Origin of the sequence: Polaribacter sp. MED152 (genome assembly GCF_000152945.2) — a bacterium.
Classification (GTDB): domain Bacteria; phylum Bacteroidota; class Bacteroidia; order Flavobacteriales; family Flavobacteriaceae; genus Polaribacter.
On the sequence record NC_020830.1, the window covers coordinates 83,208 to 105,992 of the forward strand.

The following is a 22,785-nucleotide window of genomic DNA, read 5'->3' on the forward strand; positions in this document are numbered from 1 at the left end:
AATTCTTTATTAATTAAAATTTAATATTTGCACCTACCAAGAATGTTCTTGGTCTAGGGTAATTTGTGTTATCTATACCATTACCAGCTAATTCAGGATCTAAACCAGAATAGTTTGTAACTGTAAAAACATTTTGCATACCAGCCCATAAACGAATGCTATTTGATGCAAATTTTTTGATAGGTCTATCAAAAGTATATCCTAATGTTATATTGTCCATTCTTAAGAATGAAGCATTTTCTAAATAATAATCAGAAATAATAACGTCTGATGTACTGTTAAAGTTAGTGTCTAAAACTGATGTTGGTATATTACCTAATACAGCATTGTCTTGTAATAAATCGTATTGAGCTAAACTTGAATTAACATTGTTGTAAACATAATTACCAACACTTGCTCTTAAGTTAAAGGCTAAATCGAAATTTTTATAATTGAAGTTAGATTGAAAACCAAAAGTAAAATCTGCTTGAGGGTTACCTTTTAAGTATCTGTCTTGTGTATTTATAATTCCATCTCCATTTAAATCTGCATAAGCACCCTCAATTGGGTTACCTGCAGTATCATATAATTGTTTGAAAACATAGAATGAGTTTGGTGCAAAACCTTCTCTAAATAATTGAATAAAGTTTCCTGTACCACCTGCAATACCACCAACTGTAATATCTTGACCTAAAGCTAATTCTTTAATTTCTCTATCTAAATAAGTAGCATTGAAGTTAAAGTTCCAGTTCATGTCTTCAGTTCTTACTAAATCTGCATTTAAAGAGAATTCAAGACCATTTACTTGTAAATCACCAATGTTTTGTAAAACTCTGTTTGTAAAGTTAGAACCATCAGCAACTGGTGCATCAGAAATTAAATTTGTAGAGTTTTTCTGGAATGCGTTAATAGAACCTGTAAATTTATTGTCAAATAAACCAAAATCTACACCTACTTCTATAGTAGCAACATCTTCCCAACGTAAATTACTTCTTTCAGAAGGAATTGTAGATTGAATTGGGTTACCTCCAAAAATGTAACCTGATCCTTGGTTTCCAAAACGATATCTATCTAAATATAAGTCTCCACTAATACCTTCTTGCTGACCATTTAAACCATAACTGGCTCTTAATTTTAAATCAGAAAATACTTTGCTGTCTTTTAAGAAATCTTCATCGCTAATTCTCCATGCTAAAGCAGCTCCTCCAAAATCTCCCCATCTGTTTTCTGGGCCAAATCTAGAAGTACCATCTCTTCTATAGTTTAACGTTAATAAGTATTTTTCGTTAAACGTAAAGTTTGTTCTACCTATAAAACCAATTAAAACTACTGGTGTGTTTGTATATGTTGTAAAACCTGCATCATTAGGGTTTCTTAAATTTCCTGTATTGTTACCTGAACCGTTAAAAGATTGATAGTTGTAACCAACCATTGCATCTAGTTTAACTTTACCAAAAGTATTGGTATAGTTTAAGTAAGCATCTAAGTTTTCATTATTAAATTCATTTAAGAAAGTACCTTCTGCACCTACAAATAGATCTGTATAATTTGCAGGGCTATTTAATGGGCTAAAGAAAGAACCTTCTTCTGTAGATTTGTCAAAACCTACTAAAAAAGTAGCAGTTACTTCTGGTAAGAAATGTAATTTATAATCTACTTTAAAGTTACCAAATTGTCTGAAAGTGTTAGATGTGTTGTTGTTTTGTAGTAAAGCAGCAACAGGATTTCTAGTACCATTTTCAATTAAAATTCCTCCAGGAGTTCTGTTAATGTGTTGATAAAATCCTCCAAAAGGAGAGCTAGAATCATAAACAGGTTGTGTAGGATCGTATCTTAAAGCAGCATTTATTTGACCTGCATCTGCAGATCTTGAGTTTACAAATGCTCTATTATAGTTTAAACTTACTTTTAAATGATCATCAAAAAATGATGGATTCATAGATAAAGAAACGTTAGCTCTATCAAACTGAGACGTTAAAATATTACCTTCAATTTCTGAAAAGTTAACAGATAGTCTTGTAGGTATTCTATTAAATACTTGACCTCTAACACTTAAATTATGTTGTGTAGATACAGATTTCTGTAAAACTTCATCTTGCCAATTTGTATTAGCTGAACCTAATAAACCAACATCTTGTGGTCTTTGTTGTGCAATGATGTTTCTAAATTCATCTGCACTAAACACATTTATTCTGTCTTTTATTTCACCAAAAGCAACTTGAAAATCGTAATCTAAAGAATAATCACTTCTACCTTTTTTAGTAGTAATGATAATAACTCCGTTTGCACCTCTTGAACCATAAATTGCAGTTGCAGAAGCATCTTTTAATACTGAGAAAGACTCAATATCATTTGGGTTAATACTAGATAAGTTAATTCCTGATAATGGTAAACCATCAATAACGATTAACGGATCATTAGAAGCATTTAAAGAAGAACCTCCACGAATTCTAATCTGAGATCCAGAACCTGGTGCACCACTAGTTGTAATGTTTACACCTGCAACTCTACCACTTAATAAGTTTTCTGGAGTAACAATGTTACCTTTTGTAAACTCTTTGGCTGTAATTGCCTCTACAGAACCTGTAGCGTCTTTAACAGTAGTTGTACCATAACCAACAACTACAATTTCTTCTAATTGTTCAGATGATTCCTCTAATAGTACTGTTAAATTAAAATTAGTACCTAATGTAACTTCTTTGTTGGCATACCCTAAATATCTAAATACAAGTACATCACCTGTATTTACTCTTTCAATACTAAAGTTCCCATCAAAATCGGTTTCTGTACCTCTTGTTGTTCCTTTAACTACCACACTAACACCAGGTAATATTTCTCCTGATGATTGTTCTTTTACAACACCTCTTACAGTTTGCTGCGCAAACGTTGCAAAAGACGAGGATAAAAGAATTCCAATTAACAATAATTTAAATTTTTTCATGTATAATTTGTTAAATAATAACTGTAAATTTGATTTGCTTAACAATAAATTTACATTCCACATAGTAAATATAGGTGACATGAGTTCATTTCCAATATATTTTAACTTACGAAAACGGTTTCGTGTTGACAACTTTTTTCATCTAAAAATCGTTAGATTAGCAATAAATAGATAACTATTATTTCTTATTAATAAAGAATGAAGCAAAAAATTACCATAAAGACAATTGCAAAGGAATTAGGGGTGAGTACATCTACTGTGTCTAAGGCTTTAAAAGATAGTCATGAAATAAGTAAAGATACAAAAGATAAAATTCAGGCTTATGCTAATTTGTACAATTATAAACCCAATCATTTAGCGTTACAATTAAGAAATCAAAAAACGAAAGTTATCGGAGTAATTTTGCCTAAAATTGTTCACCATTTCTTTTCGACAGTTATTAGTGGTATAGAAGATGGAGCCAATAAAAAAGGCTATAATATTATGGTTTGTTTTTCTAACGAATCTTACAAAAAAGAAGTAGAAACTTTAAAGGTTTTGTCTAATGGAAGTGTAGATGGTATCATACTATCTGTTGCAGGTGAAACCTTAGAAAATAAAGATTTTAATCATTTTAAAGGCTTGGTCTCAGAAGAGATTCCGTTTGTTTTATTTGATAGAGTAGTAGATGAAATTTTATGTGATAAAGTAGTGGTTGACGATGTTGGTGCAGGTTATAAAGCTACCCAACACTTATTAGAAAATGGCAGAAAAAATATTGCTTTAATTACTACTCCAAATCATGTGAATGTAGGTGCTTTAAGAAGGCAAGGTTATGAGAAAGCATTGATTGAGAATTATATTAAAACTGACAAGGATATTATTGTGGAGGTTGATGAAAAGCTACCTTTAAAACCACAAATAGAAAAAGTGTTCGAAAAAGACATTGATGGTGTTTTTGCTGTAAATGAAATATATGCTGCAAATGCAATGAGAGTGGCTAAGGAGAAAGGTAAAACTGTACCTAAAGACATCTCTATAATTGGTTTTACAGATGGTTTAATTTCTGAATATTCTTCACCTTCAATTACTACCATTGCTCAACATGGATTTACTATGGGGCAACAAGCTGTAGATTTATTAATTCAACGAATTGAAAATGAAACCACAGATTTTAAACCGAAAAAAATAGTGATTTCAAGCGATTTGAAACTCAGAGAATCTACGAAAACGTTATAGTAGTGTTTTTTAGCAATTTTTTACTACGAAATCGTCGTCGTAAAATAATAGTGCTATTTTTATCAACTATGTAAAAAAAACATATATTTGTTGCCATATTAAGATTTATCAATAAATTTCATTCCACACTTTTAATAATTGATAAGTCTAAAAACTTGTCGTAACTAATTAATAATTACGATAATGCAAAAGCGTAAACTAAGCTTCTGGCAAATTTGGAACATGAGTTTCGGATTTCTAGGAATACAAATGGGCTTTGCCCTCCAAAATGCTAACGCCAGTAGAATTTTACAAATCTTTGGTGCAGATGTACATGAACTTTCTTGGTTTTGGATTATTGCTCCTTTAATGGGCTTAATAGTGCAACCAATAATTGGTCATTACAGTGATAAAACTTGGAGTAAATTCGGTAGAAGAAAACCATACTTTTTGGTTGGAGCAATTCTGGCTTCTATAGGTTTAATTTTAATGCCACAAGCAGATTTATTCATTGCGTTTTTACCAGCTTTATGGGTTGGTGCAGGAATGCTAATGATTATGGATGCTTCTTTCAATATTGCAATGGAGCCTTTTAGAGCGCTTGTTGGCGATAATTTACGAACAGATCAAAGAACTTTGGGATTTAGTGTACAGACTGCTTTAATTGGTTTTGGAGCTGTTGTTGGGTCTTGGTTACCTTATGCTCTTACAAATTGGTTTGGAGTGTCTAACGAAACTTCTTCTGGAGTTGTGCCACAAAATCTAATATGGTCTTTTGTAATTGGTGCTGTAATTTTAATGATATCAATTTTAATTACCATTTTTACAACTAAAGAATATTCACCAGCAGAATTGGCTAGTTTTGATGAAAATGCAACTACTAATATTGAAATAGAAGAAGAGAGTTCTAGTTTAATGGATATTTTTGAAGATTTCAAAAAAATGCCAACTACAATGCGTCAATTAAGTTGGGTGCAATTCTTTTCTTGGTTTGGCCTTTTTGGAATGTGGGTTTTTGCAACACCAGCAATAGCACAGCATATTTACGGTTTACCTTACACAGATAGCAGTAGCAAAACTTATCAAAATGCAGGAGATTGGGTTGGTATCCTTTTTGGAATTTACAACCTTGTATCTGCGTTTTATGCCTTTGCTTTACCATTTATTGCAAAGAAGATTGGTAGAAAAAGAACACATTCTCTATCTTTAATTATAGGAGGTTTAGGGCTTTTATCAATTTACTTTATGCCAAATGAAAACTGGCTAATTATTTCTATGATTGGAGTAGGTATTGCTTGGGCTAGTATTTTAGCTATGCCTTACGCAATTTTGGCAGGTTCAATATCTGCTAAGAAAATGGGAGTTTACATGGGGATTTTTAATTTCTTTATTGTAATTCCGCAAATTATTAACGCCTTAATTGGTGGTCCATTAGTAAAATACGCTTATAATAATCAAGCAATTTACGCGCTACTTATTAGCGGTATTAGTTTCTTATTAGCAGCAGCTTTAGTCTACAAAGTAAAAGATGTAGATGATGTAGTAAAAACAAATTAGATGAAAAAAGGATTTATTTTCGATTTAGATGGTGTAATCGTAGACACTGCAAAATACCACTATTTGGCGTGGAAAAAATTAGCCAATGATTTAGGTTTCGAATTTACCAAAGAGCAAAACGAATTGTTTAAGGGCGTTAGTAGAAAACGTTGTTTAGAAATTTTATTAGAAATTGGTAATAGAGAAGCTACTCAAGAAGAATTTGATACTTGGATGATCGAAAAAAATATAGATTATTTAAAGTATATAGAAAATATGGATGCATCAGAAATTTTACCAGATGTACCTAAAGTATTAGAATACTTAAAAGAAAATAATATACCAATTGCCTTAGGTTCTGCAAGTAAAAATGCAAGACCTATTTTAGACAAAGTAGGCTTATTGCCTTATTTTGATGCAATTGTAGATGGTAATAATGTTACCAAAGCAAAACCAAACCCAGAAGTGTTTTTACTAGCTGCAACTCAATTGAATGTAAAACCAGAAGATTGTGTTGTATTTGAAGACGCAGTTGCTGGCATACAAGCAGCAAACGCAGCTAAAATGCTAAGTATTGGTATTGGAGATAAAAATGTGCTAAATGAAGCAAATCATAATTTTAATGATTTTACAGAAATGAGCATCGAATTTTTAAAAGAAATAATAGAAAAATAAAAAGTTTTAAGAGTCTATATTTTTGAAATACAGTCTCTTTCCCTCTAAAAATAAAGAAAATGAATCAAGATTATATACAACCAAATGCATGGTCTATTCTTGAAGAAGGATTTAATGCAGAAAGAGTAAAATCTTCAGAAAGCTTGTTCAGTATTGGAAATGGTGCAATGGGTCAGCGTGCAAATTTCGAAGAAAAATATACAGGACCAACGTTTCAAGGTAGTTATATTGCAGGAGTTTATTATCCAGATAAAACAAGAGTTGGTTGGTGGAAAAACGGATATCCAGAGTATTTTGCCAAAGTATTGAATGCACCAAATTGGATTGGTATCAATGTAAAGATTAATAATGAAGATTTAGATTTGCATACCTGTAAGTCTGTTTCAAAATTTAAGAGAGAACTCAACATGAAAGAAGGTTGGTTAGCTAGAAGTTTTGAAGCTGAACTACAAAATGGAATAAAAATTAAAGTTGATGCAAAACGTTTTCTAAGTTTAGAGTTAGATGAGGTTGGTGTAATTAGTTACAACATAACTTTATTAAATTCTGATGCTACAATTACATACACACCTTATTTAGATGCAAGCATTACTAATGAAGACACCAATTGGGATGACCAATTTTGGGATGTTTTAAAAGTAACTCAAAACAATCAACAATCATTCATAGAAGCAAAAACGATGAAAACTAATTTTCATACGTGTACTTTTATGCAATCAAGATTATTTATCAACCAAGAAGAAGTTTTAATTGATTGTGATAATTCTCAAACTGAAAAGGAAGCATTTTGTAATTATACACAAGAGGTTAAAGAAAATCAAACCTTTACAATCCATAAATTTGGAGGTTATGTTGTAGATAGAAATCATGATAAAGATGCATTAGTTTCAGCAGCAAAAAAAGCTTTAGATAAGGCAGTTAGTTTTGGTTTTGAAGCTTTGTTAGAAACTCAGAAAAATTCTTGGGCTAAAATTTGGCATACTTCAGATATTACTATTGAAGGCGATGTGAAAGCACAGCAAGGAATCCGTTTTAATATTTTTCAATTAAATCAAACTTATTTAGGTACAGATGCTTCTTTAAATATTGGGCCTAAAGGATTTACAGGAGAAAAATATGGAGGTAGTACCTATTGGGATACAGAAGCTTACTGTATACCATTTTATATGGCTACTAAAGACCAATCTGTGGCTAGAACATTATTAGAATACAGGTATAATCATTTAGAAAAAGCCATAGAAAATGCTGAGAAATTAGGTTTTACTAATGGTGCTGCATTATACCCAATGGTTACCATGAATGGTGAAGAATGCCATAATGAATGGGAGATTACCTTTGAAGAAATTCACAGAAATGGGGCTATCGCATTTGCCATTTATAATTATTTTAGATACACTAATGATTATTCTTATATTCCAGAAAAAGGATTAGAGGTTTTAATTGGTATTGCACGTTTCTGGCATCAAAGAGTAAACTTCTCTATGGATAAGAAGAAGTTTGTAATGTTAGGTGTTACAGGACCAAATGAGTACGAAAATAACATCAATAATAACTGGTATACAAATTATATTGCAAAGTGGTGTATAGAGTATGCTTTAGAAAATATAGAAACTGTAAAAATTGATCATATTTCTGATTATATCAGAATTAAAGAAAAAACCAATTTTACAGATGAAGAGCTAACTTCTTGGAGAAACGTTGCAGAGAATATGTACTTTCCTTACTCAGAAAAACACCAAGTATATCTTCAGCAAGATGGTTTCTTAGATAAAGAATTAATTACAGTAGAAGATTTAGATAAAAGTCAAAGACCTATAAACCAGAAATGGAGTTGGGATAGAATTTTACGCTCACCATACATCAAGCAAGCAGATACTTTGCAAGGTTTTTACATGTTCGAAGATCATTTTTCGAAAGAAGAATTAGAACGTCATTTTGATTTTTATGAACCTTTTACAGTTCACGAAAGTTCACTTTCACCTTGTGTTCACAGTATTCAGGCTGCTAAATTAGACAGAATGGATCAAGCCTATACTTTTTACTTAAGAACATCTCGTTTAGATTTAGACGATTATAATCACGAAGTAGAAGAAGGATTACATATAACTTCTATGGCTGGTACTTGGATGAGTATTGTAGAAGGTTTTGCTGGAATGCGAATTGTAGATAATACACTATCATTTGCACCAAAAATACCTAAACAATGGCAGTCATTTTCGTTTAAAGTAAACTTTAGAAATCAGGTTATTAAGGTAAACGTTAAGCAAGGAGAAACCTACTTTGAAGTTGAAGGTAATTCAGACGTAAATATTTTAGTAAATGGAGAGATTACTAAGGTATCACCAAATAACTTACAAACTGCATAAATTTTAAACAATGAAACCCATCAGAAACATTTTTTTTCTCATTGTAATTATAGTTTTATATTCTTGCATCAATCAAGAAAATTCTAAAAGTGTTTCTGAAGTTTCAGTTTTTAAAAAACCGAATTTCTTATTTATCATTACAGATGATCATGCTTACCAAGCTTTAAGTGCTTATGACAATAAGTTAATTAACACACCTCATATAGATAGATTAGCTAATGAGGGGATGTTATTTAAAAAAGCATTTGTTACAAACTCAATCTGTTCTCCAAGCAGAGCAGTGGCTTTAACCGGCAAATTTAGCCACCTTAATAGTGTTAGAGACAATCTTGATGTTTTTGACACACTTCAAGTTACGTTCCCAAAATTGCTTCAAAAAAATGGTTATGAAACAGCTATTTATGGAAAATGGCATCTAAAGTCTAAACCAAAAGGTTTTGATTTTTGGGAAGTTTTACCTGATCAAGGTCATTATTATCATCCAAATTTATTAACTAAAAATGGAATAAAATCTACTAAAGGTTATGTAACAGATGTAATTACGGATAGAGCAATTAATTATTTAGATTCGATAAGAAATATAGAAAAACCTTTTATGTTAATGTATAATCATAAAGCTCCTCATAGACAATGGTGGCCTTCTATGCATGATTTAGAGGATTTTAAATATCGTAAAATTCCTGTTCCAGAAACACTTTTTGATGATTATAAAACAAAAAGTAAAGCCTCTTTTGATGCTGAAATGAGAATTTCTGATCATATGGCTTTAAGTGCTGACAATAAAATTGATCCTAAAATATTAAAGAAATTAAACTACAATGAATTTTTAGATTGGTACGAATCTAGTTATATAGAAAGATTTAATAGATTAAATGCTGACGAACAAAAACAATGGAAAACAGTTTACGGACCAATAAATAAAGAGTTTGAAAAACTTAAACCTAAAAGCAAGGCTTTAACACTTTGGAAATACCAAAGATATCTTGAAGATTATTTGGGAGTTATAAAAAGTGTTGATAGGAATATAGGTAGAGTTTTAGATTATTTAGATAAAAATAATTTAGCTAAAAACACAATGGTTATTTATACATCAGATCAAGGTTTTTTTCTTGGTGAACATGGCTGGTTTGATAAGCGTTTTATGTATGAAGAATCTTTTAGAACTCCACTTTTAATAAAGTTTCCAAATAAAATTAAACCAAAATCTATTAATTATGATTTAGTTCAGAATATAGATTTTGCACCAACAATATTAGATGTTGCTAGAGTTGATATACCAAAAGAAATGCAAGGTAAAAGTTTAGTGCCTTTGTTTAAAAATAACAACTCGAATTGGAGAGACGCTTTATACTACCATTATTACGAATATCCAGGAATTCATATGGTAAAAAGACATTATGGCGTAAGAACAAATAGATACAAACTCATCAAATTTTATTATGATGTTGAAGCATGGGAAATGTATGATTTACAAGAGGATCCAAATGAAATGAAAAATATATATGGAGATTCTAATTATAAAGAGATTCAATTAGAATTACATAAAAAGCTTGAAGAATTAAGAGTTAAATACAAAGATTCTGATAGTTTAAATCAGAATTTTATTGAAAGCGATTTAAAACGTTTAAAAACATTATAAATATAAAAATCTACTCATATGAAAAAAATAATTTTCTTTTTAGGACTCGTTTTTATGATTTCCTGTAATACTTCTGAAGATAATATAAAAGTTACTCCAGCAGAAGTAAAAAATCAATTTTTGAATAGAGTGGAACCAACAAATTGGTGGGTTGGTATGAAGAATACAAAACTTCAATTGTTAGTGCATCATCCAAATATTTCTGAATATAATGCAGAAATTAATTATGCAGGAGTAACCTTCAAGAACGCTACAAAAACTACAAAAAGTAATAATTACCTTTTTTTAGATTTAGAAATTTCAGAAACAACAACAGCTGGAAAATTTGACATCACATTTAAAAAAGAAAATTCTGAAACTTTAACACATACCTATGAGTTAAAATCTAGAGAAAAATCAGCAGATTCTTATAAAGGTTTTGATAGTTCTGATGCTATTTATTTAATTACTCCAGATCGTTATACAAATGCTGATGAATCTAATGATCGAATCCCAAATCTAAAAGACCAATCTTTAGACAGAACAGATGGTTACAAAAGGCATGGAGGAGATTTACAAGGTATTACAAATGGCGTAGATTATATTTCAGACTTAGGTTTTACAGCTATTTGGCCAACTCCTGTTTTAACCAACGATATGCCAAGAGGCTCTTACCATGGTTATGCAATTACAGATTACTATCAAGTAGATCCGCGTTTTGGAAATTTAGAAGATTATAAAAATCTATCTAAAAAATTACGAGAAAAGGATATGAAATTGATCATGGATCAAGTTGCAAATCATTGTGGTTTAGAACATTGGTGGATGAAAGATTTACCTTTTAATGATTGGGTGAATGACCAAGCATATTATGAGAAAAACAAAGAGAATTGGACTCAAAAAATCGTAAACAGATCCAATCATAGACGAACTACAAATCAAGATTTATACGCTTCAAAAGCAGATAATAAAGGAAATAATGAAGGTTGGTTTGTTTCTGGAATGCCAGATTTAAATCAAAGAAATCCGTTTATGGCGAATTATATTATTCAAAATAGTATTTGGTGGATAGAGACTTTAGGACTAGGAGGGATTAGACAAGATACTTATCCGTACCCAGATAAAAAATTTATGGCAAATTGGGCTGGTGCAATTATGAACGAATACCCTAATTTTTCGATTGTTGGAGAAGAATGGAGCTACAATCCATTATTAGTTGGTTATTGGCAAACTGGTTCAAAAAACAAGGATGGTTATGAATCTAATTTAAAATCAACTATGGATTTTCCAATGCAGAAAGCAATCATAGATGGTATTAATGAGGAGGAATCTTGGGGAACAGGATTGGTAAAAATCTACGAAGGTTTAGCAAATGATTTTCATTATGCTACCCCTAAAGATATTATGGTTTTTTTAGATAATCATGATGAAGGAAGAATGTTTACAGCTTTAAATGAGGATGCTACAAAAGCAAAAATGGCGTTAAGTTATATGCTAATGATGCCAAGAATTCCTCAAATTTATTACGGAACAGAAATATTAATGGATGATACTGCTAATCATGGAGATCATGGATTAATTAGAACTGATTTTCCTGGAGGTTGGAAAGGTGATACAGTAAATGCTTTTACAGGTGAAGGTTTATCATCGGATAAAAAAGAAATGCAATCTTTTGTAAAATCAGTTTTAAATTATAGAAAAGATAGTAAAGCAATTCAAGAAGGTAGAACATTGCATTTTGCACCCTTAAATGGTACATATTTTCTTTTTAGAATATCAAATTCAGAAACTGTTGTTCATATTATCAATAAAAATAACGAACCAGTTGTTATAGATTTGAAGCGTTTTAAAGAAGTTGGTTTAACTAATAAAACATTAAAAAATATTGTAACTGGAGATGATTTTATTTGGCAAGATCAATTAGAATTAGCACAAAAAGGAAGTCTTATTTTAACTACAAAGAATTAGTTTTAATATAAAACCTCAATAAAAAAGAATTAAATCCAATCCAATGAAAAAAGTCGTATTTATTTTGATATTTCTAATATCAATTTCATGTAAATCTCAAGATCAAACAAAAGCTGTAATTAAGGTATATCAGTTAGAAAATGCTGTTTTAGCTGGTGGAAAATTAATGAGAGTAGATTCTTTTCCATCTCAATTTATAACTCCAAGACCTGTAGATGTTTGGTTGCCAGATAATTATTCTTCAAACAAAAAATATGCAGTTTTATACATGCATGATGGTCAAAATTTATTTGATGAAACTACAACTTGGAATAAGCAAGAATGGAAAATAGATGAAGTAGCAACCAAGTTAATGAAAGATGGTGTTACTAGAGATTTTATAGTTGTTGGTGTTCATAATATTCCAAAAATTAGATGGCAAGATTTGTTTCCTGAAAAAGCAATGAATTTTGTGCCAAAGGAAGAAAAAGAGGCTTTATATGCAGAAGCGAAAAAAAATAATTTTAGTGTAGATTTAAATGGTGACGATTATCTAAGATTCATCGTTAAAGAATTAAAACCTTATATAGATCAAACCTATGCTGTGCATACAGATATACAGAATACGTTTGTAATGGGTTCATCTATGGGCGGTTTAATGAGTATGTATGCAATTGCTGAGTATCCAGAAATTTTTGAAGGTGCAGCATGTGTTTCTACGCATTGGGTAGGTGCTTCACCAAGTAAAACAAACCCATTGCCTGATGCTATATTTAAATATTTAGAAAAAAATATTCCAAGTTCAGAAAACCATAGAATGTATTTTGATTATGGTAATAAGACTTTAGATCAATTTTATCCTCAATATGCACCAAGAGTAGATAGTATATTTCTAAACGCGGGTTACACAAAAAATAATTTTAAAAATTTGTTTTTTGAAGGCACAGATCACTCAGAAAATTCATGGCAGAAAAGAGTAGATATTCCTTTAACATTCTTACTTAAGAAATAGTTTAATATCACTACTAACATTTTAATTTTTAAGTAATACAACACTAATAATTATGAAAATATACAGGTTTCTAATTTTCTTTTTTTTAGGATCATTTGTTGCATTTTCTCAGAACCCCAATAGGGTTTATAAGTCACACAATGAAGAAAATGATGTTTTTACTGTAATAACCAATGATGGTAAATATTCTTTTGAATTCTATACGAATTCTATTTTAGAGACTACGTTTATTCCAAATACTGAAAAGAAAATTAAAGATAGTCACGCAGTTGTATTAAAGCCGAAGAAAGTTAAAACAACTTATAAATATGTGGGTGATACCATTTCTTATTCTAGCAGTTCAATAAGTATTCAAGCTGTAACAGAACCTTTTCAAATTATTTACAAAGACAATAAGAATAAAGTAATTACATCAGAAAAAAGAGGTTATTTTAAATCTAAGCATACTCCTTTAGAAATGGTTAAAGGAAATATTAAGTATGATACCACAGACAAAATCGAATTTAATTTAACTGAGGACGAAGTTTTATTTGGTGGTGGAGCTAGAGCCTTAGGCATGAATAGAAGAGGTAATCGATTACCACTATACAATAGAGCTCAGTATGGTTATCAAAATCATGCACCACTTATGAATTATACAATGCCAATTGTTATTTCATCGAATAAATACATGCTCCATTTTGATAATGCACCTATTGGTTATTTAGATTTAGACAGCAAAAAAGACAATACTTTAACGTACGAAACTATTTCTGGTAGAAAAACGTATCAATTAATTGTTGGTGATTCTTGGGAAAACCTAATGGAAAATTATACAAATTTAACAGGGAAGCAACCTTTACCTCCAAGATGGACTTTAGGTAACTTTTCAAGTAGATTTGGTTATCATTCACAGAAAGAAACAGAAGCAACTATTGCTAAGTTTAAAAAAGATTCAATTCCTGTTGATGCTGTGATTCTTGATTTGTATTGGTTTGGAAAAACCATACAAGGAACAATGGGTAATTTAGAAACATATAAAGATTCTTTTCCAGATTTAAAGGGTATGATTTCTCGTTTTAAATCAAAAGGAATTAAGACAGTTTTAATTACAGAGCCATTTGTGTTGTCAACTTCTAAAAAATGGAAAGAGGCTAATGAAAAACAAGTTCTAGCCAAAGATACTATTGGAAATTCAGCTAAATATGATTTTTATTTTGGGAATACTGGTATTGTAGATTTATATAAAAAAGAGGGTAGAGATTGGTTTTGGAATATTTATAAAAACATCTACAATTTAGGAGTTAAAGGTATTTGGGGAGATCTAGGTGAACCAGAGGTATTACCTTCTTGGGTTAATTTTGGGAATCAGAAAAAAGCTGATGAAATTCATAATATTTATGGCCATGATTGGGCTAAATTGATTTTTGAGAACTATCAGAAAGATTATCCAAATGAAAGACCATTTATTTTAATGAGAGCAGGTTTTTCTGGCTCACAACGTTTTGGAATGATTCCTTGGTCTGGAGATGTCAGCAGAAGTTGGGGAGGTTTACAATCTCAGCCAGAAATTGCGCTGCAAATGGGTATGCAAGGTTTAGGTTACATGCATTCAGATTTAGGAGGTTTTGCAGGCGCTAATTTAGATGATAATTTATATGTAAGGTGGTTGCAATATGGAGTTTTTCAGCCAATTTACAGACCTCATGCACAAGAAGATGTGCCAAGTGAACCTGTTTTTAGGAGTGATTATGCTAAGAAATATGCTAAAAAAGCGATAGAATTACGTTATAAAATGTTGCCTTACAATTACAATTTAGCATTTGAAAATAATCAAAAAGGAACCCCTTTAATGCGACCTATATTTTTTGAAGAGGATAAAAAGGAGTTAATGGCTAATTCAGAAACTTATTTATGGGGAAAAGATTTTTTAATATCACCTATTTTAAAAGACTCTGTAAAATCTATAGAAATTTATTTTCCAAAAACAGCAAATTGGTTTAATTTTTATTTTGATAAAGATAAAGTGGTTGGTGGCCAAACAAAATCTGTAAAAGTCAAGAATAAAGCCATTCCAACCTATGTTAGAGGTGGAGTAATTATACCAATGACGAAGGTAGTACAAACTACAGATGTTTATAAAGGTGATGTTCTAGAGCTGCATTATTGGTTTGATGCAACTGTGAAAAAATCTACAAGATCAATGTACAATGACGATGGCTTAACTGCAAACGCATTCGAGAAAGGGCAATATGAATTGTTAGATTTTGAAGTTGAAATAGATAATAGATTTATTGAAATAGACTTAGAAGCATCTTTTGGAGAAAATTGGAATCCCACAGAAAAAGAAATTGAATTAGTAGTTCATAATATCGATTGGAATCCAAAGAAAATAAAAGTTGATGGTAAAAGAGTAAAAATCTCATCAGAAGAGAATCAACTTAGAATTCCAGTTCAATGGAATCCAAAAAAGGAAAAAGAAATAAAAATAACACTAAAATAAAAATCAACCATGAATAAAATACATAGCATTTTAGTGGTTTGTATCATATCATTAATTGTGGGCTGTACCACTAATAAAAAGGAGGGTAAAAAAGTAATGCAAGTAACTTCTAATAGAAAAACAGTTGTTTATCAGGTATTTACAAGGTTATTTGGTAATACAAATACCAATAACAAACCTTGGGGTACAATTGAAGAAAATGGAGTAGGTAAATTCAATGATTTTACAGACAAAGCACTTCAAGAAATAAAAGATTTAGGTGTAACTCATATTTGGTATACAGGGGTTCCTCATCATGGGGTTATAACAGATTATACTAAATATGGCATTTCAAATGATGACCCTGATGTGGTTAAAGGTAGAGCTGGTTCACCTTATGCAGTAAAAGATTATTACAATGTAAATCCAGATTTGGCTGAAAATGTAGAAAACAGATTAGAAGAGTTTGAAGCTTTAATAGAAAGATCTCATAAAGCAAATTTAAAAGTAATTATAGATATTGTACCTAATCATGTTGCACGTAATTACCAAAGTTTAAGTAACCCTGAAGGTATAAAAGACTTTGGTGCAGATGATGACACTTCTGTGGAATATGCATTGAATAACAATTTTTATTACGTGCCAAACAAACCTTTTGAAGTGCCAGATTTTATAAACGATTACAAACCTTTAGGAGGTGATACCAATGCTTTAAGTGATGGTAAATTTGAAGAAAATCCTGCAAAATGGACAGGAAATGGGGCTAGAACGCCTAAACCAGGTTTTTACGATTGGTATGAAACTGTTAAAGTAAATTATGGTGTTACTCCTGCAGGAGAAAAGCAATTTGATGAATTACCTACTGGTTTTGAAAATGAAAATTATGAATCACACTATAATTTTTGGAAAGATAAAAATGTACCAGATTCATGGGTGAAATTTAGAGATATTGCTTTGTATTGGACAGATAAAGGAGTTGATGGTTTTCGTTTTGATATGGCAGAAATGGTTCCTGTAGAATTTTGGAGTTATATGAATTCAGCTATAAAAACTAAAAATCCTGAGGCTTACTTATTAGCAGAAGTTTATCAACCGCATTTGTATAGAGATTATATTAAGAAAGGTAAAATGGATTATTTGTACGATAAAGTTCAGTTATATGATACCATTAAACACATTATGCAAGGTCATGGATTAACAGATAATATTCCACAAATTCAAGAAGATCTTAAAGATATAGAACATCATATGTTGCATTTTTTAGAAAATCATGATGAACAAAGAATTGCAAGTCCTGAGTTTGCAGGTAATGCTTTAAAAGCAAAACCAGCAATGGTAGTTTCTGCAACAATTTCTACCTCTCCAACTATGATTTACTTTGGTCAAGAATTTGGTGAAGATGGTTCTGAAAACGCAGGTTTTGGAGCACCATCTAGAACATCAATTTTTGATTATATAGGTGTGCCTAGTGTACAAAGATGGGTAAATAATAAAAAATTCGATGGTGGTCAATCTACAGAAGAAGAATTGGCTTTAAGAGATTTTTATAAACGCTTATTAAATTTTACAATCAATAGTGATGCACTTATGGGTGAGTATCAAGATATTCATCAATTTAATAGAGAAAATACAGAGTGGTATAATGATAAAGTGCTGTCTTATGTGCGTTATAAAGGCGATGAAAAACTTATTGTTGTATCCAATTTTAATGCAGATAATACTTATGGTTTTGAGTTGGCTGTTCCTAAAAACATTATAGAAAAATGGAATTTAACTGAAGGTGAATATCATTTAGAAGATCAGCTTTATAAAACGTACACAACTACCCTTAAAGTTACTGAAAATGAAGCTAGAGTAAGGGTTGACGTAAAACCATTAGAATCATTTATACTTAGAGTAAATACTAAAAAATAATTCCATTTTATGAAAAATTTATTAATCATTCTTTCGCTTTTCTTCATTTTTAGTTGTCAAGAAAAATCAGAATCAAAAAAGATTGCAAAATCAGATACTCAAGAGTTTGTTTGGGAAGGAGCAAACGTTTATTTCTTGCTAACAGATCGCTTTAATAATGGGGATGTTTCAAATGATTTAAATTTTGGCAGAACCCAAGAAACAGGTAAACTTCGTGGTTTTGAAGGTGGAGATATTAAAGGTATTACCCAAAAAATCAAAGAGGGTTATTTTACAGATTTAGGTATCAATGCTATTTGGATGACACCAGTTGTAGAGCAAATTCATGGAGGTACAGATGAAGGTACAGGTATGTCTTATGGCTATCATGGTTATTGGGCTAAAGATTGGACAAATATTGATCCTAATTATGGTACTAAAGAAGATTTGAAAGAGCTAGTAGATTTAGCGCATAAAAACGGAATTAGAATTTTATTAGATGCAGTTATTAATCATACAGGTCCTGTAACAGAAAAAGATCCTGTTTGGCCTTCTAATTGGGTTAGAACAGAGCCTCAATGTGAGTATAGTAATTACGAAAATACAATAACTTGTACTTTAGTTAAGAATTTACCAGATATTAGAACAGAGAGTAATGAAAATGTAGAATTACCTCCTCAGCTAGTTGCAAAATGGAAAGCTGAAGGACGCTATGAGCAAGAAGCGAAAGAGTTGGATGCCTTTTTTGAGAGAACAGGTCATCCAAAAGCACCACGATTTTATATAATGAAATGGCTTACAGATTATATTATTGAGTTTGGTATAGATGGTTATAGAGTAGACACTGTAAAACATACAGAAGAATTTGTGTGGCAAGAATTTAAGCAAGAATGCGATTTTGCCTTTGAAGAATTTAAAAGGAACAATCCAGATAAGGTTTTAGATGATACTAACTTTTATTTAGTAGGAGAGGTTTATAATTATGCCATTTCACATGGTAAAGCTTTTGATTTTGGCGATAAAAAGGTGAATTATTTTGATAATGCGTTTAATAGCTTAATCAATTTTGAGATTAAATGGAATGCAAAACAAATGGAAGCGAATAAAGTATTTAAAAAATACGATTCGTTACTAAATACAAGTTTAAAAGGCTATGGTGTTTTAAATTATATGACATCTCACGATGATGGTCAGCCTTTTGATAAAGACCGTTCACAACCTTATAAAACTGCAAATATGCTGCTGTTAACACCAGGAACTTCTCAGGTGTATTATGGAGATGAATCTGCAAGAGATTTAACTATAGAAGGTACAGTTGGTGATGCTACCTTACGTTCTTTTATGAATTGGAATGATATCCATAAAAATGAGGACACCAATAAGGTTTTACATCATTGGCAGAAGTTAGGACAATTTAGAGCAAATCATATGGCTGTTGGTGCAGGTAGGCATCAATTAATCTCTAACGATAATGGTTTGGTATTTTCAAGAGTAAGAAATGGAGATAAGGTTGTTATAGGTTTACATTTAACAAATCAGAATGTTACTATTGATGTTTCAAACTTATATGAAGATGGAGATCAGATTAGCGATTTTTATTCAAATAAAGTTTTTGAAGTAAATAACGGAATGTTAGAAATTACAACAGACAACGATATTTTTCTGCTAGAAAAGAAATAATAGAAATACTAGAAAACAAAAAAGCGACTATCTAATTTTAGATAGTCGCTTTTTTAGTATATAAAAAGTAATTAGTTTTTTCTTACTCTATCAAATTCTCTTATCATAAAAAAGGCCCACAGAATAACGCAAACCCCTACAAAAAGAGAAAAGTATAACACTATATCATCTGCGCTCATTCTTAATAAGTTTAAGGTAAATTAAAACACCTAATAATGTTGGAGCCCAAAGGCCCAAAAAGATTCCATGTAATTTATCACCAGTTAAAAAAAGATACTCTGCAACTATAATTATTAGTAAGCATAACAACAGCATCAATAAGTTTGCTCTACCTATATTTTTAATAAAATTCATTCAATATATTAATCTGCTATAAAATTAAGTAATTAAATGAGATGACATAATAAATTAGAGATTAATAATATTGATACTTACATTATCAATAATTATTCTTTGCAATTCTATTCCTATACATTTTTAATGATGAACTATACATTATAATAAATTCACTAAATTCGTAACCAAACAAAACTATTATGTCAAAAATTTTAAGAATTTTTATTATTTCTATATTTTTTGCTTCTTTTAATAGTTATGCTCAAGAAATTCCGCCTATAAATATTTTTACACCAGAAAATTATGGAGCAGAAAATCAGAATTGGGCAATTTCTCAAAGTGCCAATAAATATATTTATGTAGCTAACAATAAAGGTTTATTAGAGTTTAATGGAGCTTCTTGGCAGTTGTATGCTTCTCCAAATGAAACCATTATGCGTTCTGTAAAATGTCATGATAATTTGATTTATACAGGTTTGTATATGGATTTTGGTTTTTGGCAGAAAGATGAATTTGGGCAATTACAATATTCTTCTATTGTAGAAGACAACAAAATCACCATGTTAGAAGATGAGCAAATTTGGGAAATTTGTGAGTTAGATGGTTGGATGATTTTTAAATCGCTCGAAAGAATTTACCTATACAACATTGAAACTGGAGAATATAAAATAATAAATGCAACTGATAGTATTTTAAAAATTTCAAGGGTAGAAAACAGAATTTATTTTCAAGAATTAGGTAAAGGTATTTTTGTAATTGAAAATGGTCAGCCAAAATTAATTGCAGATAACACCATTCTAAAAGAAAGTAGGGTAGTAGAAATTTTAAAGAAAGAAGATGGTTTATTTTTTGTGACTCAAAAAGATGGCTTTTATTATTTAGAGAAAGATGTGCTTAAAAAATGGTCTACAAGTTCAGATGCACTGTTAACCTCTAAAACAATTTATAGTGCAAAACAATTAGAAAATGGTAATTTAATTCTAGGTACAATTTCTAGCGGAATTATTAAAATTGATAAAGCTGGTAATCTGTTGTATCATATTACTCAAGATGTTGGCTTAAGTAACAATACAGTACTATCTACTTTTGAAGATGTAGATAATAATATCTGGCTTGGTTTAGATAATGGTATAAACTCGATCAACTTAAAATCTCCTTTCAAACAGTACTTAAAAAACGAAAACTTTTGGGGTACAATTTATGCTTCCATCATTCATAAAGATTACCTGTATATTGGCACAAATCAAGGTTTGTATTCGAAAAAGAAGGATTCTAAAGATCCGTTTATGCTTGTCGAAAATACACAGGGTCAAGTATGGAGTTTACAAGAATTTAATGAAACACTATTCTGTAATCATGATTCAGGAACCTTTGTTATTAAAAATAACAAAGCTAAAATTATTGAAGGAACCTTTGGTTCTTGGAGATTAAAACAAGTAGATGAAACCAAGCTCATATTAGGAAATTACGAGGGTTTATATGTTATTCAATACGATAAAGGAAATTGGCTTCTTAAGAATAAAATTAAAGGATTTTCAAATTCTAGTAGGTATTTTGAGCTGGTTGATAAAAATCGAATATTTGTTAACCATGAATACAAAGGTGTTTTTAAATTAAATGTAGATGAGAGTTTAAAGAAGATTAATAAAATAGTAAAAGACAATTCTGTAGAAAAGGGGATTCATTCTAGTTTAATAAAATATAATAATTTCATTCTTTACTCAAGTAAAAACGGAGTTTATAAATATGATAAGAAACAAGATAAATTTCTAAGAGATTCAATTTATAGCCAGTTAATACCAAAAGGTAAATTTTTATCTGCTAAATTAATTAATGATAAGGCTAACAATAAACTTTGGTCTTTTACAAAAGATGATATCAGATACCTAATTCCTGGAAAATTTAGTAATCAACCAGATCTAGAAATAATATCTGCAAAAGGTTCTTTATTTAAAGGTGCTTCTGGTTTTGAAAATTTATTAAACTTAAAAGATAAAGTTTATTTAGTAGGTACAACAGAAGGGTATTTAATCATCGATTTAAACTTGGTAAAAGAACCTTCTAAGTTTTATATAGCCATAAATAAAGTTTTAAATAATGAAATAGATGCTCCACAAGAGTTAGTAATGTTGTCAGAAAATCAAACATTTAGTAAAAAACAAAATAGTTTTCAGTTTTTCTACAGTGTTCCTAATTATAGTAAAAGTTCTTCTGTAAAGTATCAATTCAAATTAGAGGGTTTAAATACAAAATGGAGCTTACTTTCAGAGAGTAATAATTTTCTTTTCAAAAATTTGGATGCAGGTGATTATAATTTTAAGGTCAGAGCTTCAATAGATGGTAAATTAAGTGAAAATATAGCAAGCTATTCTTTCGAAGTTTTAAAGCCTTGGTATTTTTCAAATGCATTGATTTTATTTTATGTTATTCTATTTTTAATTTTTCTTTATGTGCTGCATTTATTCTCTAAAAGATACTACAAAAAGCAAAGAGAAGAGCTTATAGAAAAGGCTAGAATTGAGTTAGAACTGAAAGAATTAGAATCTTCCCAGAAAATTATTAAGCTGAATAATGATAAGTTAAGAAGTAATATAGAGAGCAAAAATAGAGAGTTGGCTACATCTACAATGAGTATTATTAAAAAGAACGAATTCTTAAATACTATTAAACAAGAACTTACTGCTAATGGAAATTCAGGAATTCCAAAGGTTATAAAATTTATAGATAAAAACCTTAACAATACAGACGATTGGAAAATGTTTCAAGAAGCGTTTAATAATGCCGATAAAAAGTTTCTGAAAAAGATAAAGGCAAAACATCCTGAGTTAACACCAAATGATTTAAGGCTGTGTGCTTACCTTCGATTAAACCTATCATCTAAAGAGATTGCACCTCTTTTAAATATATCTCCTAGAAGTGTAGAGGTGAAACGTTATCGACTTCGAAAGAAGATCAATTTACCTCATGATGCAAACTTAACAAACTATATTCTGGAAATATAGTACCTATATATATTTAAAAATAGACACAACATTACCACAACATTTTAAAATATACTGGTTTTAAGAGTGTTAAAATTACTTTTTTAAAAATCCATTTTCTTAAGTATAGCAGCTGTTTGATGCGATGTATGTTTTTTGTTGA

13 protein-coding genes are annotated in these 22,785 nt (G+C 30.2%); 11 read left to right on the plus strand and 2 right to left on the minus strand.

Annotated features, from left to right (window positions below):
• Positions 1-13: 13 nt before the first annotated feature.
• Positions 14-2,920, minus strand: a complete 2,907-nt coding sequence (locus tag MED152_RS00370; RefSeq protein ID WP_041383744.1) for a SusC/RagA family TonB-linked outer membrane protein — start codon at positions 2,918-2,920, stop codon at positions 14-16.
• Between the two features lie 198 nt (positions 2,921-3,118).
• On the opposite strand from MED152_RS00370, the gene MED152_RS00375 reads away from it, so the two are divergent.
• From MED152_RS00375 to MED152_RS00420, 10 genes are all read left to right on the plus strand, one after another.
• Positions 3,119-4,138, plus strand: a complete 1,020-nt coding sequence (locus tag MED152_RS00375; protein WP_015479851.1) for a LacI family DNA-binding transcriptional regulator — start codon at positions 3,119-3,121, stop codon at positions 4,136-4,138.
• A gap of 183 nt (positions 4,139-4,321) precedes the next feature.
• The gene (locus MED152_RS00380; RefSeq protein ID WP_015479852.1) at positions 4,322-5,674 is read left to right on the plus strand and encodes an MFS transporter; all 1,353 of its coding nucleotides are present in this window, start codon (positions 4,322-4,324) and stop codon (positions 5,672-5,674) included.
• The gene (gene pgmB / locus MED152_RS00385) at positions 5,675-6,328 is read left to right on the plus strand and encodes a beta-phosphoglucomutase (protein WP_015479853.1); all 654 of its coding nucleotides are present in this window, start codon (positions 5,675-5,677) and stop codon (positions 6,326-6,328) included.
• A gap of 59 nt (positions 6,329-6,387) precedes the next feature.
• The gene (locus MED152_RS00390; protein ID WP_015479854.1) at positions 6,388-8,694 is read left to right on the plus strand and encodes a glycoside hydrolase family 65 protein; all 2,307 of its coding nucleotides are present in this window, start codon (positions 6,388-6,390) and stop codon (positions 8,692-8,694) included.
• Positions 8,695-8,704: 10 nt separating this feature from the next.
• Positions 8,705-10,333, plus strand: a complete 1,629-nt coding sequence (locus MED152_RS00395) for a sulfatase (protein WP_015479855.1) — start codon at positions 8,705-8,707, stop codon at positions 10,331-10,333.
• Between the two features lie 18 nt (positions 10,334-10,351).
• A complete protein-coding gene (locus MED152_RS00400; RefSeq protein ID WP_015479856.1) occupies positions 10,352-12,280 on the plus strand; it encodes a glycoside hydrolase family 13 protein in 1,929 nt (642 codons plus the stop codon).
• Between the two features lie 43 nt (positions 12,281-12,323).
• A complete protein-coding gene (locus MED152_RS00405) occupies positions 12,324-13,271 on the plus strand; it encodes an alpha/beta hydrolase (RefSeq protein WP_015479857.1) in 948 nt (315 codons plus the stop codon).
• Positions 13,272-13,323: 52 nt separating this feature from the next.
• Positions 13,324-15,753, plus strand: a complete 2,430-nt coding sequence (locus tag MED152_RS00410) for a TIM-barrel domain-containing protein (protein ID WP_015479858.1) — start codon at positions 13,324-13,326, stop codon at positions 15,751-15,753.
• A 9-nt stretch (positions 15,754-15,762) separates the two neighbouring features.
• Positions 15,763-17,646 (plus strand): alpha-amylase family glycosyl hydrolase, encoded by a 1,884-nt coding sequence (locus tag MED152_RS00415; protein WP_015479859.1) that lies wholly within the window; start codon positions 15,763-15,765, stop codon positions 17,644-17,646.
• Between the two features lie 9 nt (positions 17,647-17,655).
• Positions 17,656-19,305: an alpha-amylase family glycosyl hydrolase gene (locus MED152_RS00420; RefSeq protein ID WP_015479860.1), complete on the plus strand. Its 1,650-nt coding sequence runs from the start codon at positions 17,656-17,658 to the stop codon at positions 19,303-19,305.
• Between the two features lie 165 nt (positions 19,306-19,470).
• Here the strand turns inward: MED152_RS00420 and MED152_RS00425 are convergent, their stop codons facing one another.
• A complete protein-coding gene (locus tag MED152_RS00425) occupies positions 19,471-19,659 on the minus strand; it encodes a hypothetical protein (RefSeq protein WP_041383244.1) in 189 nt (62 codons plus the stop codon).
• 182 nt (positions 19,660-19,841) lie between these two features.
• Between MED152_RS00425 and MED152_RS00430 the strand changes: the two genes are divergently transcribed.
• Positions 19,842-22,643: a triple tyrosine motif-containing protein gene (locus MED152_RS00430; protein WP_015479861.1), complete on the plus strand. Its 2,802-nt coding sequence runs from the start codon at positions 19,842-19,844 to the stop codon at positions 22,641-22,643.
• The last annotated feature ends 142 nt before the right edge of the window (positions 22,644-22,785 follow it).

Bases quoted from the DNA above. Each gene is read 5' to 3' on its own strand.
- MED152_RS00370 (WP_041383744.1), bottom strand. From the start codon at position 2,920: ATGAAAAAATTTAAATTATTGTTAATTGGAATTCTTTTATCCTCGTCT.
- MED152_RS00375 (WP_015479851.1), top strand. From the start codon at position 3,119: ATGAAGCAAAAAATTACCATAAAGACAATTGCAAAGGAATTAGGGGTG.
- MED152_RS00380 (WP_015479852.1), top strand. From the start codon at position 4,322: ATGCAAAAGCGTAAACTAAGCTTCTGGCAAATTTGGAACATGAGTTTC.
- pgmB (WP_015479853.1), top strand. From the start codon at position 5,675: ATGAAAAAAGGATTTATTTTCGATTTAGATGGTGTAATCGTAGACACT.
- MED152_RS00390 (WP_015479854.1), top strand. From the start codon at position 6,388: ATGAATCAAGATTATATACAACCAAATGCATGGTCTATTCTTGAAGAA.
- MED152_RS00395 (WP_015479855.1), top strand. From the start codon at position 8,705: ATGAAACCCATCAGAAACATTTTTTTTCTCATTGTAATTATAGTTTTA.
- MED152_RS00400 (WP_015479856.1), top strand. From the start codon at position 10,352: ATGAAAAAAATAATTTTCTTTTTAGGACTCGTTTTTATGATTTCCTGT.
- MED152_RS00405 (WP_015479857.1), top strand. From the start codon at position 12,324: ATGAAAAAAGTCGTATTTATTTTGATATTTCTAATATCAATTTCATGT.
- MED152_RS00410 (WP_015479858.1), top strand. From the start codon at position 13,324: ATGAAAATATACAGGTTTCTAATTTTCTTTTTTTTAGGATCATTTGTT.
- MED152_RS00415 (WP_015479859.1), top strand. From the start codon at position 15,763: ATGAATAAAATACATAGCATTTTAGTGGTTTGTATCATATCATTAATT.
- MED152_RS00420 (WP_015479860.1), top strand. From the start codon at position 17,656: ATGAAAAATTTATTAATCATTCTTTCGCTTTTCTTCATTTTTAGTTGT.
- MED152_RS00425 (WP_041383244.1), bottom strand. From the start codon at position 19,659: ATGAATTTTATTAAAAATATAGGTAGAGCAAACTTATTGATGCTGTTG.
- MED152_RS00430 (WP_015479861.1), top strand. From the start codon at position 19,842: ATGTCAAAAATTTTAAGAATTTTTATTATTTCTATATTTTTTGCTTCT.